Origin of the sequence: Actinoplanes sp. NPDC051475 (assembly GCF_040689425.1) — a bacterium.
Lineage (GTDB): Bacteria > Actinomycetota > Actinomycetes > Mycobacteriales > Micromonosporaceae > Actinoplanes.
Window position 1 is genome coordinate 1 of sequence record NZ_JBFAZZ010000008.1, and the last position, 13307, is coordinate 13307.

Annotated in this window: 15 protein-coding genes; 5 read left to right on the forward strand and 10 right to left on the reverse strand. The window is 70.4% G+C overall.

Translation table 11 applies throughout. The annotated features are described in order from the left end of the window. Positions 1 to 596: 596 nt before the first annotated feature. Positions 597 to 1172 (reverse strand): RICIN domain-containing protein, encoded by a 576-nt coding sequence (locus tag AB0368_RS17625; protein WP_366154928.1) that lies wholly within the window; start codon positions 1170 to 1172, stop codon positions 597 to 599. 324 nt (positions 1173 to 1496) lie between these two features. Here AB0368_RS17625 and AB0368_RS17630 point away from each other — a divergent pair, with 324 nt between their 5' ends. Then, on the forward strand, positions 1497 to 2294 hold the full coding sequence (locus AB0368_RS17630; protein WP_366154929.1) for an FkbM family methyltransferase: 798 nt from the start codon (positions 1497 to 1499) through the stop codon (positions 2292 to 2294). A 9-nt stretch (positions 2295 to 2303) separates the two neighbouring features. On the opposite strand, the gene AB0368_RS17635 is transcribed toward AB0368_RS17630, so the two are convergent. The 5 genes from AB0368_RS17635 to soxR all read right to left on the reverse strand — a co-directional run bounded on the left by AB0368_RS17635 (position 2304) and on the right by soxR (position 7256). After that, on the reverse strand, positions 2304 to 4535 hold the full coding sequence (locus AB0368_RS17635) for a molybdopterin oxidoreductase family protein (RefSeq protein WP_366154930.1): 2232 nt from the start codon (positions 4533 to 4535) through the stop codon (positions 2304 to 2306). Positions 4536 to 4609: 74 nt separating this feature from the next. Further along, positions 4610 to 5260 carry a hypothetical protein gene (locus AB0368_RS17640; RefSeq protein ID WP_366154931.1) on the reverse strand — a complete coding sequence of 217 codons (651 nt, stop codon included), beginning with the start codon at positions 5258 to 5260 and terminating at the stop codon, positions 4610 to 4612. Between the two features lie 29 nt (positions 5261 to 5289). Continuing rightward, positions 5290 to 6141: a hypothetical protein gene (locus AB0368_RS17645; RefSeq protein WP_366154932.1), complete on the reverse strand. Its 852-nt coding sequence runs from the start codon at positions 6139 to 6141 to the stop codon at positions 5290 to 5292. Then, positions 6134 to 6643: a SigE family RNA polymerase sigma factor gene (locus tag AB0368_RS17650; RefSeq protein ID WP_366154933.1), complete on the reverse strand. Its 510-nt coding sequence runs from the start codon at positions 6641 to 6643 to the stop codon at positions 6134 to 6136. The genes AB0368_RS17645 and AB0368_RS17650 overlap by 8 nt, the downstream gene beginning before the upstream one ends. Before the next feature lie 172 nt (positions 6644 to 6815). Further along, on the reverse strand, positions 6816 to 7256 hold the full coding sequence (soxR, locus tag AB0368_RS17655) for a redox-sensitive transcriptional activator SoxR (RefSeq protein WP_366154934.1): 441 nt from the start codon (positions 7254 to 7256) through the stop codon (positions 6816 to 6818). 48 nt (positions 7257 to 7304) lie between these two features. Between soxR and AB0368_RS17660 the strand changes: the two genes are divergently transcribed. Continuing rightward, complete coding sequence (locus AB0368_RS17660; RefSeq protein WP_366154935.1) at positions 7305 to 7982, forward strand: transketolase; 678 nt, start codon at positions 7305 to 7307, stop codon at positions 7980 to 7982. A gap of 2 nt (positions 7983 to 7984) precedes the next feature. Next, positions 7985 to 8860 (forward strand): transketolase, encoded by an 876-nt coding sequence (locus tag AB0368_RS17665; protein ID WP_366154936.1) that lies wholly within the window; start codon positions 7985 to 7987, stop codon positions 8858 to 8860. On the opposite strand, the gene AB0368_RS17670 is transcribed toward AB0368_RS17665, so the two are convergent. Both AB0368_RS17670 and AB0368_RS17675 read right to left on the reverse strand, forming a co-directional pair. Then, positions 8857 to 9303, reverse strand: a complete 447-nt coding sequence (locus AB0368_RS17670) for a hypothetical protein (protein ID WP_366154937.1) — start codon at positions 9301 to 9303, stop codon at positions 8857 to 8859. The two genes, AB0368_RS17665 and AB0368_RS17670, sit on opposite strands and share 4 nt — an antisense overlap. A 58-nt stretch (positions 9304 to 9361) precedes the next feature. Beyond that, positions 9362 to 10492: an acetyl-CoA C-acyltransferase gene (locus AB0368_RS17675; protein WP_366154938.1), complete on the reverse strand. Its 1131-nt coding sequence runs from the start codon at positions 10490 to 10492 to the stop codon at positions 9362 to 9364. Positions 10493 to 10514: 22 nt separating this feature from the next. On the opposite strand from AB0368_RS17675, the gene AB0368_RS17680 reads away from it, so the two are divergent. Beyond that, entirely contained in the window at positions 10515 to 10937 is a 423-nt protein-coding gene (locus tag AB0368_RS17680; protein ID WP_366154939.1) for a PH domain-containing protein, read from the forward strand. Here AB0368_RS17680 and AB0368_RS17685 read toward each other — a convergent pair. Together AB0368_RS17685 and AB0368_RS17690 are read right to left on the reverse strand one after the other, a co-directional pair. Further along, positions 10934 to 11848: a rhomboid family intramembrane serine protease gene (locus AB0368_RS17685; protein WP_366154940.1), complete on the reverse strand. Its 915-nt coding sequence runs from the start codon at positions 11846 to 11848 to the stop codon at positions 10934 to 10936. The two genes, AB0368_RS17680 and AB0368_RS17685, sit on opposite strands and share 4 nt — an antisense overlap. A 26-nt stretch (positions 11849 to 11874) precedes the next feature. Further along, positions 11875 to 12405 (reverse strand): peptidylprolyl isomerase, encoded by a 531-nt coding sequence (locus tag AB0368_RS17690; RefSeq protein WP_366154941.1) that lies wholly within the window; start codon positions 12403 to 12405, stop codon positions 11875 to 11877. Positions 12406 to 12543: 138 nt separating this feature from the next. On the opposite strand from AB0368_RS17690, the gene AB0368_RS17695 reads away from it, so the two are divergent. Beyond that, the gene (locus AB0368_RS17695; protein WP_366154942.1) at positions 12544 to 13269 is read left to right on the forward strand and encodes a hypothetical protein; all 726 of its coding nucleotides are present in this window, start codon (positions 12544 to 12546) and stop codon (positions 13267 to 13269) included. The last annotated feature ends 38 nt before the right edge of the window (positions 13270 to 13307 follow it).

Sequence of the window (13307 nt, forward strand, 5' to 3'; positions counted from 1 at the left end):
GCGACCTTCTGAAGGAAGGCATGCAGCTGAGGACTGGTCTCCATGTCCAGCTCACCGCCGACCCGCACCACAGTGCAGGCCCGACCGGCCCGGGCAGACAACTGCAGATCCACGACTTCCTCCGGAAAACCGACCGACCAGGCTCCGTCGCCACTCGGCGACCTCGTCCCCCAATATTCAGGATGACGGTTCAAGCGCAAGGCTGATCATGAAATTCAGCCGTCGGCTGTACCCGCTGCGGGAGCGGGAGAGGCACTGCGTAGTCAGGCACGTCATAGCGCCTGCCGCCACGTCTACCGTGATCGCCCTGCCGGGGCGATGAGCTGCGCCACGACCTCGTCCGCTGGAAGGGCAGTTCGAAGGCCAGCGCGAAGAGCCACCGAGGAAGCGAACGGGTCTCGCGGCAACCAACCACTGCAGAGTGGACGGTCGGCCTACGGGCGATGATGAGGGCGAGGCTCCCGAAGAGGGACGTCCTGTTCTGTCCGAACGTTCAAGGAGCCGGAGAGGAGCCGGAGAGGGGCCGGAAGCGGCCGGAAGGGGCCGGGCCCGCGCTCGAGGAACGAGGCGCAGACCCGACCGCCGGCCGGGGCCGGTCAGTTGTCGATGATCTTCCAACCCTGGTTGCTGGTGCCGTCGCAGCGGAACTGCGCCGCCTGCCCGCCGTTCGCGGTGCTCGCACCCGAGATGCCGAGGCACAGACCGCTCTTGCGGTTCTTGATGCGGTAGACGTTCGCGGGGTAGCCCGAATACACCTCGAAGCGCCAGTCCTGGTTGTTGCTGGTGTCCGGGGTCGCCTGGATGGCGTTCGCGCCGGCGGCGGTGCTGGCGCCGTCGATGCCGAGCGCCTTGCCCGAGTGGACGTTGCGGAAGCTGTAGTAGCCGCTGCCCGCGTCGTAGGCGGTCCAGTTCTGCGACGTGATCAGGTCACCGCCCGACAGAGCCACGGGCTGCTGGACGACCTTGGCTCCGTTGGCGGTGCTGCCGCCGGAGGGCTGCAGCACCTTGCTGGACTTGAGGTTCATGAAGCCGTACCTGCCGTCGCCGGGGCTGAACGGTGCGACGCCGCCGCCCTGAAGTGACTGAGCGTGAGCAACAGTCGGGCTGACCGCCGTCAGCAGCACCCCCGCGAGAACCGCCGCGGCGGCCTTACCGGCTCGTGTTTTGCGCATGTTACGTCTCCTCCCGTATGACGTTGCGAGAGCATCATGGCAGACCATAAACGCGGTTGCTGTCCCGTTTGGACCTTCGCCTCACAAAAATGTTCATCGATGCCTTCCGCCCTCAAGATCGGCATTTAGCTGCTACGATCCGCCGCCAAGGCAAGCAAGTGACTCACGCAGGGGTGGCGCGAAGACATCGGCAAACGGCGATGGATGGGTCCTGACAGCAGTCGCCTGCCGGCCCGCCGCTCCGGCCGCTCGGGAAGGTCCGAAGCGCATCCCAGGTCGCATCACTCACAGTGACTGCTTCCAGCGCCCGAGGTAGAATCCCGCATGGTCATCAGCAAGGAAGCATTGGAATCCCTCAAGGCGGATCCTGCCGCTTCCGCTATTCGCCGGTCGCTGGAGTTCTACTACGGGGACCCGCGCCAGGATGCTGCCATGGACGCCCTGTACGCGAAGTTCGTGCGGCCGGGCGATCTCGTGTTCGACATCGGCGCCCATGTGGGCGACCGCATCGGCAGTTTCCGTCGACTCGGCGCCCGGGTTGTCGCCCTGGAGCCGCAACCCCTGTGCATCCGCGCTATTCGCGACATCTACGCAGGTGATGACGATGTGACGGCAGTGGAAGCCGTCTGCGGCCCCCGCGAGGAAACGGTCAAGTTCTACGTCAACTCGGCCAATCCGACCGTGTCCACCGCCTCGCCGGATTTCGTGAAAGCCGCCGACGGCGCGGCCGGGTGGCAGGACGAAGTATGGGATTCGGAAGTGGTGGTCCCGGCCGTCACCCTCGACACGCTCATCGAGGACCACGGCACGCCGGCATTCACCAAGATCGACGTGGAGGGTTTCGAGGATTCGGTCCTGGCCGGCCTCAGCCGTGCCCTGCCGGCCCTGTCGTTCGAGTTCACGACGATCGAACGCGCGGTGGAGCAGCGTTGCCTCGAACGCGTCGCCACCCTGGGATTCACGAGCTTCAACGTGTCCATGGGCGAGAGCATGGCTCTGGAGTTCGCCGACTGGGTGTCACACGAGACGATGGCCGCTCATGTCCTGGCGCTCCCGCACGAGGCCAACTCCGGCGACATCTACTGCTTGTCGCCGGCCACGGACCCGTCCGCACGGTCGTAGGAGCAAGGATCACGGGGTCTTGGCGACCGCCTTGATCTCTACCGGGATGCCGTTCAGCACGCTGTTGCCCGACAGCACATCCGTCGCGAACTCGTCGGTCAGCACGTTGCTGTTCACCCCCGGCCGGGTGGCCGCGACCGACAGCCGCGTGCCCGGCAGACCGTGACCCCAGCCGTGCGGCAGGCTCACCACGCCCGGCATGACGCCGTCGGTGATTTCCACGCGGGCCAGGAGCGCACCCGCCCGGGAAACCACCGAGGCCTCGTCCCCGTCGGTGAGGGCGAGCCGGCTCGCGTCCACCGGGTGGACCTGCAGGGTGCACCGGTCCCGGCCTTTGATCAGGGCCGGGACGTTGTGCATCCAGCTGTTGTTGGAACGCAGGTGCCGGCGGCCCACCAGGACCAGGTCGTCGCGCTGCCGGTCGAGGGCGGCGCGCAGGCGGTCCACATCGGACACGATCGGCGGGGCGCACAGTTCGACGGTGCCGCTCGGCGTCCGCAGGACCGACGGGATCCGGGGCTGCAGTGGCCCGAGGTCGACGCCGTGCGGGTTCGCCAGGAGCTTCTCCAGGGACAGACCGCCGGGTCGCGCTCCGAAGGCGTCACCATAGGCACCGGTACGCAGCGCGACGTCGAGCAGGCGCTCCGCCGGGTGGTCGCCGCCGACCAGCGCCCGCAGGTCCGAGGCCGGGTGGCCGGTGGCGGCGGAGACGCTCTCCAGGGCCTGGTCCAGCATCTGGTCGTGGAGCACCGCGGGATCCGCGTCGGCGCCGCGACCGGTGACGACGAGGGTGAGCCGGGCGAGGATGTCGCACTCGTCCATCCCGGCGGAGTCCGGTGGCAGCGCCGCCGGCGAGTACGCCGCGAAGTTGCGAACCGCCAGCGCCAAGAACGAGAAGTCGTAGTGACCCTTGCGGGCGGCGTCCGTGGGCGGCAGGACGACGTCCGCGTGCCGGGTCGTCTCGTTGAGGTACGGGTCGACACTCACCATGAAGTCGAGCCCGCCGAGAGCCCGATCCAGCCGGCCGCTGTTCGGCGTCGACAGCACCGGGTTGCCGGCCACGGTGATGAACGCGCGGACCTGGCCGTCGCCGGGCGTCTCGATCTCGTCGGCGAGGGTGGCGACCGGCAACTCGCCCTTGACCTCGGGAAGACCGCGGACGCGGCTGTGCCACCGCCCCACCCGGAAGCCCTTGCCGCCCGGACGCGTCTGCGGGCGCAGGTGCGCGGCCAGCGGGAACATGACGCCGCCCGGCCGGTCGAGGTTGCCGGTCAGCACGTTGACGACGTCGACCAGCCAGCTCGTCAGGGTCCCGAACTCGACCGTGCACGTGCCGATCCGGCCGTACACCGCGGCCGTCGGGGCGGCGGCGAGCTCGCGGGCGAGACCACGGATCCGCTCCGCCGGTACGTCGCACACGCCGGTCACCGTCTCGGGCGGGAACGCGCGCGCCAGCTCACGTACCTCGTCGACGCCCGTGACGTGGCCGGCGAGCGCGCCTAGATCGGTCAGGTCCTCCTCGAAGAGCGTGTGGACGATTCCGAAAAGCAGGTACGCGTCGGTGCCGGGTCGGATGAACAGGTGCTCGTCGGCGTGCTCGGCGGTCCGCGTACGCCGCGGGTCGACCACCACGAACCGACCGCCACGGGCCTGGATCGCCTTGAGCCGGCCGGGGAAGTCAGCGGCGGTGGCGAGGCTGCCGTTGGACTCCCACGGGTTGGCGCCGAGCATCAGCAGGAAGTCCGTACGGTCGACGTCCGGCACCGGGATGGCCAGCGGGCTGCCGTAGAGGTAGCCGCACGACACGTGCTTGGGCATCTGGTCGACGGTGCTCGCCGAGAAGATGTTGCGGGTGCCGAGGGCTCGCAACAGCGGCGACAAATAGAGGCCGCCCGCCATGGTGTGGACGTTGGGGTTGCCCAGGTACACGGCGACCGCGTCGGGCCCGTGACGTTCGACGATCGGCCGGAGCCCCGCCTCGACCACCGCGAACGCCTCGTCCCAGTCGACCTCCTCGTGGCGGTCGCCGCGGCGCACCATCGGGCGGCGCAGCCGGTCGGGATCGGAGGTGAGCTGCCCGAAGGTGGCGCCCTTCGGGCAGATGAAGCCGTGGCTGAACACGTGGTCGCGATCGCCGCGCGCCGCGACGACCCGGTCGCCGGTCACGGTGAGCTCGAGCCCGCAGGCCGCCTCACACAAGGGACAGGTCCGATACGCCGTACGCGTCGTGTCATCAGCCACGGAGTCACCAGCCTTCCGAGCCGCAGCGGCGCGGCCCTCGCTTGTTACCCGCCAGTATTGCCCCTGACGGGAGGTCAGTCGAGGGCCGGCAGCGAAGCCTTGCCGCGGTCGGGCAGCAGGAACGGCGTGTCGATGTCCGGCGTGCCCTCGCCGATGTGCTCGGCCCGTACGCCGCCGTTGCGGGTCACGATCAGGTAGATGTCGCCGTTCGTCCGGATCGTGTACTTCGGCTTGTTCTCGGCCGTACCGGTCTTGCGGAAGCGGAACAGCTGGTCGCCGCGCGCCGCGTCGCAGGCCGCCGCCGTGACGGTCTTGTCCTTGTTCGCCTGCAGGCACGATGCCTCGCCGCCGGTACGCAGCCGCGCCGTGCGGATCCAGTAGCGGTCTCCGTCGACCTTCGTGAGCACGAACAGGGCGCGGTCGCCGGACTCGTCGGAGAGCTCGACACGCTTCGACTTGCTGACCGCCAGGGTGCCCTCGGTGCCGACGGGAAGCAGCCGGACTTCCCGATCGCCGCCGAAGACGCCGGCCGGTTTGGCGGTCGACGGCTTGGTCACCGCGGCGGGCGAGGTTCCGGAGCCCGCCGCGGCCCCGGACGACCCGGGTGAGCCCGTCGAGGGCGCGGCGGTGGAGCTCTGACCCGCGCAGGCCTGCTGGGTCAGCAGGACGCCGGCCAACACCGCCGAAGCGGCCGAAACACGGGCGAATCGAGGGGTGATGCGCACAGTCTTCTCCTGTCGTAAGGGGGTTTTGATCAGTCGAGCGAAGGCAGGGAGGCCTTGCCCCGGTCAGGCAGCAGGAAGGGTGTGTCGATGTCGGGGGTGCCCTCCCCGATGCCGATGGCGACGACGCCGGTGCCGCCGGCGGACAGCTGACCGTCCGGATCCTGGACGAGGTAGATGTCCGTACCGGTCCGGATGGTGTAGGTCGGTTTCCCGCCCGACTCGCCCACCTTCCGGAAGCGCCACAACTGGCGGCCCTGCGAGGCGTCGCAGGCCTCCGCGGTCACCGGCACCGCGGCGCCGGTGGTGGCGGCGGCCTCCAGGCAGAACGCCTCGCCGCCGGCCCGGAGGCGAGCGGTCCGGATCCAGTACCTGTCCCCGGAAACCTTGTTCAGGACGAAGAGCGCACTGTCGCCGAACTCGTCCGACAAGGCGGCCCGCTTGTTCTCGTCGATGGCGACCGTGGCCTCGCTGTTCTTCGGCAGTAGCAGCACTTCTCGCCGGCCGGAGAACACGTCCGAGGAGGAAGAGGAGTTCTTGGACGAGGTCGAGGTCGAGGTCGGCGGAGTCGAGGGCGGCGGAGAGGACCGCCGGGACGAAGGCGGGGGCGACGGCGGCCGGGAGGGCGTCGTCCTGGTGGTGGGCGCGGCCGTGACGGAGGGCGGCGTGGCCGGCAGGCTCGCATTCTTCGGCTGCCGGCTCAGCGCGATCCCCACTCCTACGCCCGCGACTACGAGGAACGCCAGGGCCCCGCTCGCCACCTGACGGCCGCGGCGGCGGCGATCGGCGCGGGCCCGGACGGCGGCCGCCGGGGCGAGGTGTCCCGTACGCTCGCCGTGCTCGGCAAGCGCACTCAGGTCGCGGCCGAGGTCGTTGCTAGGCATCGTGATTCACCCTCCCCATGGCGTAGTCGTCGTCGGACAGGTGTGCCGCCATCGCCCTCCGGCCGCGGGCCAGCCGGGCCTTGACGGTGCCGGTCGGCGCCCCGACCTCCGCGGCGATCTCGCCGACGCTGAGGCCGACGAGGTGGTGCAGGACGATCACCCGGCGCTGGTCCGCCGGGATCTGACGCAGGGCGTACACCAGCGCCACGTGGTCCGGGCCGAGCCCCTCGATCTCCTGGTCGACGGCCTCGCGATGGTGCGCCCGGATCCGGTTCACCGCCTTGCGCCAGGCGCTGACCGCGTTGCGCGAGGCCACCCGGCGCACCCAGGCCTCCGGGCTGTCCGCGTCGCGGACGGTCTCCCAGCGGTCCCAGGCCTTCAGATACGCCTCCGCGACGGCGTCCTCGGCCTCCGCGCGATTGCCCGTCATGGCGTAGACCTGGCCGAGGACACGACGTGACGAGCCCGCGTAGAAGGCGTCGAACTCTTCCGCGTCCCGCATCGATCAGAACTCCCCCGCCAGATGCCGGCCCCGGCCCCGGTGGCCGGATTCGGTGGGGTGACGCCCGGGCAGCACCCCCGGTTGCATCGTGATCGGCTTTTTCTGCGGACGCTCGCGGCATGCCCACTTGACGCCCGGACGAGGCACTCGGTTGCCCGGAAACCCCCGCGGATCAGTCCGGCGGGTTGACGATCATCTGCGGGCCCTCGCCGCGGGCCGCGAGCCGGTCCTGCGGGTTGATCAGCCTGCAGCGCTGCAGCGACAGGCAGCCGCAGCCGATGCAGCCGGTGAGCTGGTCGCGCAGCCGTTCCATCAGGGTGATCCGCTCCTCCAGCTTGCGCCGCCACCGGGCCGACAGCCGGGCCCAGTCCGCCTTCGTCGGCGTCCGGTTCTCCGGCAGGGCGGCCAGAGCCTCACGCACCTCCTCCAGCGAGACCCCTACCTGCTGCGCGATCCGGACGAACGCCAGCCGGCGCAGTTCCTGCCGCTGGTAGCGGCGCTGGTTGCCACCCGTACGGGTCGAGCGGATCAGTCCCTCGCGCTCGTAGTAGCGCAGCGCCGACGGGGCCACCCCGCTGCGGGCCGCCATGTCGCCGATGGTGAGGAGCTCCACACGCGCCGTCCTTGAGTTGAAGTGAACTTCAAGTTGCAGGGTGAGGGTATGACCGCGACTGCCGTGAAACCAGACCTGCTGGGCTCGCTGCTCACCCGGATCACCGGGGACGAGAAGCACGCGCCCAGCGCGTACTCGACGCTCGATGTGTTGTGGGTGCTCTACGACCGGATCCTGCGAGTGTCGCCGGAGACCGCCGACGAGCCCGACCGCGACCGGTTCCTGCTCTCCAAGGGCCACGGTCCGGCCGCCTACTATGCCGTGCTCGCCGCGAAGGGGTTCTTCCCCGTGGAGTGGCTCGACGATCTGGGCGGCAGCACGAGCCGGCTCGGGCACCACCCGGACCGCGTGCTGATCCCCGGGGTGGAGATCGGGACCGGATCGCTGGGTCACGGTCTCGGACTCGCCGTCGGCACGGCGCTCGGCCTGCGGGCTCAGGGGTACGCGGAAGCGCACACGTTCGTCCTCCTCGGCGACGCGGAGCTGGACGAGGGCTCGAACCACGAAGCGATCGCCTACGTGGCCGCAACCGGTCTGCCCCTGACCGCGATCGTCATCGACAACCGGTCGGCGACGCACGGCTGGCCCGGCGGCATCGCGAGCCGCTTCGTCGCGTGGACCGTCTCCATGGTGGACGGCCGCGATCACTCGGAGCTGGAGGCCGCCCTGCAACCGCGCGACCGGCCGCACGTCGTCATCGCCACCGTCGAGCCGAAGGGGTACTGATCATGCGAGAGACGTTCGTCGCCACCACCACGGCGATCCTGGCGGAGGACCCGCGTACCGCCGTGGTGCTCGCCGACATCTCCGCCGACGCCTTCGCGCCGGCTGCCCGGCGGCATCCCGACCGGGTCATCAACGTAGGCATCCGCGAGCAGCTGATGACCGGCGTCGCGGGCGGGCTCGCGCTCACCGGGATGCGGCCCTACGTGCACTCGTACGCGCCCTTCGTGATCGACCGCGCGTACGAGCAGATCAAGCTGGACCTCGGTCACCAGGACGCCGGGGCGGTGCTGGTCAGCATCGGCGCTTCGTACGACGCGTCCACTGCGGGGTACACCCACCAGTCGCCGGGAGACGTGGCGCTGCTCGACACGCTCGAGGGCTGGACGGTGCACGTACCCGGGCATCGGGACGAGGTGCCGGACCTGCTGCGGGCCGCGGCCCGGCACGACGACCGGGTCTACGTACGGCTGTCCTCGCAGGAGAACCGGCAGCCCTATCCGGGGGTGGACCTCAAGGTGATCCGGCGGGGCCCGGTGGGCGGGGCCGTGGTGCTGGCCGTGGGGCCGATGCTCGACCCGGTGCTGCGGAGCGGACTGGACGTCACGGTCGCCTACACCAACACGCCGCGCCCGCTCGACACGAACCGGCTGCGAGAACTGGTCACCGGCGAGATCGTCGTCGTCGAGCCGTACCTCGCGGGCACGTCGAGCCGGGTCGTCTCCGCGGCGCTCTCCGCCGTACCCCATCGGGAACTGCACCTGGGAGTGAGCCGCACCGAAGAGCGACGCTATGGAACGCCTGCCGACCACGCCCGGTGGCACGGCCTCGATCCCGCCGGCCTGCGGACCTCGATCGGCGCCTTCCTGCAAGGGCGCTAAGCGGCGATCGACAGGCTCGACCGGCGCTCGCGGAACACGTGATTGAGCAGGGCGTCGAAGTGCCAGACCCGGTCCGGCTCGTCGACGCGGACCCGGAAGCGCTCGCGTACGCCGTCCACGGCCGTGGCCGCGACCTCCACGGCGGAGTGCCGCAGGTCCGGGTTCCACGTCACCTCGCTCAAGTGGCGCAGGTTGGCGTTCAGGTGCAGCCGCAGCCGGTGCAGCACCCGGGTCTCCTGGGTGATGACCAGCCTTCGGTACGTCAGCAGCAGGAGGAATTCACCGGACATCGGGCGGTCAGGGCTGCTGCACCGGGTGACCAGCACAGTCGCGTCGTCCGGTTCCACGCAGCGGCGGAAGACCGGCATGTGGCGGCTCACGGTGGCGATGGGGACTCCGGCCTCCGCGGCGGCAGGAAGGAACGTACGGGAGAACACGTCCATGTGGCGTTTAACGGTGACGCGGAGGGGAAGCATCGGCCGCGCCATGATGAATATCGAATTACAAAAGCTCGACCACCGTGGCGTTGGCCATTCCGCCGCCCTCGCACATGGTCTGCAGGCCGTAGCGGATCCCGTTCTGGCCCATGTGGTGCAGCAGCGTCGTCATGAGCCGGGCCCCGGACGCGCCGAGCGGATGGCCGAGCGCAATCGCCCCGCCGCGCGGGTTGAGGCGGGACGGGTCGGCGCCCGTCTCCGCCAGCCAGGCCAGCGGTACGGGCGCGAACGCCTCGTTCACCTCGTACACCCCGATGTCGTCGATGGTGAGCCCCGCCTTGGCGAGCGCCTTCGCGGTGGCCGGGATGGGCGCGGTCAGCATGATGACCGGATCGTCGGCGGCGACGACCGCGGTGTGGATCCGCGCCAGCGGCCGAAGGCCGTGCGCGGCGGCCCAGCGTGAGGTGGTGACGGCCAGCGCGGCGGCGCCGTCGGAGATCTGCGACGCGGAGCCGGCCGTGACGACGCCGTCGGCCTTGAACGGGGTCTTCAGCCCGCCGAGCCTCTCAAGCGTGGTGTCGCGGCGGATGCCCTCGTCGCGCGCGACGTCACCGACCGGGGCGATCTCGGCGTCGAAGTCGCCGGCGTCCTGAGCCTTGGCGGCCGCGGCGTGGCTGGCCAGCGCGTACTCGTCGAGCTGCTGCCGGGAGAAGCCCCAGCGCTGGGCGATCATCTCCGCGCCGACACCCTGGTTGAAGGTGACGGTGCCGTACCGCTCGCGGACGGTCTCGCCGTACGGGTTCTGCCCCGCGGCGCTGGATCCCATCGGCACCCGGCTCATGGACTCCACGCCGCCGGCGACCACCAGGTCGGCCTGCCCGGAGAGCACGGTCGCCGCGGCGAAGTGCAGGGCCTGCTGGCTGGAACCGCACTGCCGGTCCATCGTCGTGGCGGGCACCGACTCGGGCCAGCCGGCGCCGAGCACCGCGTTGCGCCCGATGTTCCACGACTGCTCGCCGACCTGGGAGACACAGCCCCAGAACACGTCCTCGACGTCGGCCGGATCGAATCCCGCCCGCTCCCGCAGGGCCTGCAGCACCCCGGCTCCCAGGTCCACCGGATGGACGCCGGAGAGCCCGCCGTCACGCCGCCCCACCGGAGTCCGTACCGCACCGACGATCACCGCATCTCGCATACCTCGAAGGTACGTTGTGCTCATGTCGCCTCTCCAGTGGCGGGTGAAACCCGTCCTGCCCGTGACGAAACTCCTCGGCGCTGTCGCGCTGGTCGTGCTCGTCGTCGCCTTCGGGCGGGACGATCCGGTGCAGGTGGTGGTCGCGGTCACGGGGGCGGCGGGGCTGGGGCTGTGGGCGGTCCGCGACCTCATCCGCCCGGTCCGGCTCTCGGCCGACACGGGCGGCGTCACGCTGGTGGTGGGCTTCGCCGCCCGGCGTCACCTGGCCTGGTCGCAGATCGAGCGGATCCGGGTCGACCGCCGCAGCCGCCGGGGGATCCGCAGCGAGTTCCTGGAGATCGACGCGGGCGAGAGCCTGCATTTGTTCAGCGTGCACGAACTCGGCGCCGAGCCGGAGGACGTGGCGCAGGCCCTCACCGAGCTGCGCGCCGGCGCACCGATCTAGCTCAGCATCAGCGTGCGGTAGACGGCGATCACCATCAGGATCGCGAACATCGCCGCGAGCCCCACGCCCTGGACGAGGTCGCGCTTGTCACGCGGAGCGTACGCCAGCACAGCCGCCACGATCGCGCCTGTGGCCAGGCCACCGAGGTGGCCGGCGATGGAGATGCCGCTCGCGGCGAAGGTGAAAACCACGTTGATGACGATCACTGGAAGGATCGGCGCGACGCTGAGATTCAGCCGCTTGAGCAGCACGAAGATGGCGGCCATCAGGCCGAAGACCGCGGTCGAGGCGCCCGCCGTCAGCTGCCGCGGATCCGAGAACACGTACGCCGCGACGTTGCCGCCGAGCCCCGCCAGGAAGTAGAGGCCGAGGAAGCGCAGCGGGCCGAGCACGCGCTCGAGATCGCGGCCGAGGATCCAGAGGGCGTACATGTTCATCAGCAGGTGCAGCACGCCGTAGTGCAGGAACATCGCCGTGACCAGGCGATACCACTCGCCGTTGCCGGCGATGCCGTGCAGGGCGGCGGCGCCTTCCGGGCCGTAGTAGGCGCTACCGAGAACGGCCCCCCACTGCGTCAGCGGGGTGCCGGAGCCGAGCAGGCCACCCCAGCCGCCACCGGCGACGGCGTTCGCGCCGCCCGTCATGATCGAGAGGATCATGACGGCGACGTTGACGCCGATGAGGACCTTGGTGGCGGTCCCGGCCCGGCCGGCCACGCTCCCCCCGAAGGCGGTGCGGGCCGGCCGCTGCGTGCGCCGCCCCTGGGCGATGCACTCCGGACACTGGTGCCCGACCGAGGCCTCGTTCATACAGTCCGGGCAGATCGGCCGCTCACAACGGGTGCACCGGACGTAGGTCTCCTTCGACGGGTGTCGGTAGCAGACGGGAGCCGTCACCGGAGACTCACTCATGCCTCAAAGGTACCCGTGGGCCCTCGTCAGTCGTTGACCCGCTCGATCTCGACGCGCTCGATGACCACGTCCTCGCGGGGGCGGTCGCCGGGACCGGTCGGGGTGGTCGCGATCGCGTCGACGACCTTGACGGACGCCTCGTCGGCGACCTGGCCGAAGATCGTGTGGCGCCGGTTCAGGTGCGGGGTCGGGCTGACCGTGATGAAGAACTGCGAGCCGTTCGTGCCCGGGCCCGCGTTCGCCATGGCGAGCAGGTACGGGCGGTCGAAGTGCAGCTCCGGGTGGAACTCGTCGGCGAACTGGAAGCCCGGGCCGCCCCGGCCGGTGCCGGTCGGGTCGCCCATCTGGACCATGAAGTTCGCGATGACCCGGTGCGAGATGGTCCCGTCGTAGTACGGGCCGCTGCCCTTCTGGCCGGTCCGCGGGTCGACGTAGTCCTTGGTGCCCTCCGCGAGCTCCACGAAGTTGCGCACGGTGGCCGGCGCGTGGTCCGGGAAGAGCTGGAGCCGGATCGGGCCGTGGTTGGTGTGCAGGGTGGCGTAGAGCTTCTCAGCCACGGGTACTCCTATCGGCGTTGGACAAGTTCATTGCAGTTCGGATCCTGCCGCATGTGTCTGAACCGGGTGCGCGGGGGTACCCAAGGGGGCAGCATGGACCCGGACAGAACCACAGGAGGTGCACTGGTGTTCGCAACTATGCGACGGAAGAACCGCAACGCGAGGATGAAGAGCGAGCTCGGCCAGAGCGTTGATCACTTCAAGCGTGCGGCATCGCTCGCCGCGCAGGAGACCAGCGCAACCGTGGGGCCCAAGTTCGCCGCCGCGAAGGATCGCATGCAGCCCGCGACGGACAAGGCCGTAGGCGCCGCGACCAGCGGCTGGGACAGCGCTGTCGCGACCCTCGGCCCGCTGGTGGCCGCGGCGAGCGACAACGTCCGGCAGACCGGCAAGAAGGCCGCGAAGACCAGCAAGAAGGCCAACAAGCAGGCTGCCAAGACGAGCCGGAAGAACGCCAAGAAGCTCGAGAAGAAGGCCGACAAGGCCGTCGGGCGCAAGCAGAGCAGCACGGGCGGCAAGCTGATGAAGATCGCGCTCGCCGGTGCCGCCATCGGTGCCGCGGGCGCCTACGTCATGCGCAAGCGCCGCAGCGACCAGTGGGACGAGTACGACCCCACCGGCCCGCTGAGCACCTCGACCCCGGCCGGGGCCGAGGACGCGGCGTTCGAGCCGGCCGACCTGTCCGGCCCGTCGGGCTTCGTGACGCCGGCCGGCAGCACCGGCCCGGCCGTCGGCGCGGTCGGTGCCGACCCGGTGCTTCCCGCCGACGCCGACCCGGCGCTGATGCCCGACGGCGACCAGACCTCTTCGGCGCTGCACAGCCCCGAGGTGGCCCGGATGGCCAACGGCAAGAACAAGCGCTGACCCCCGGTTGCAGACCGTACGGCGGGCGGGCTCCCCAC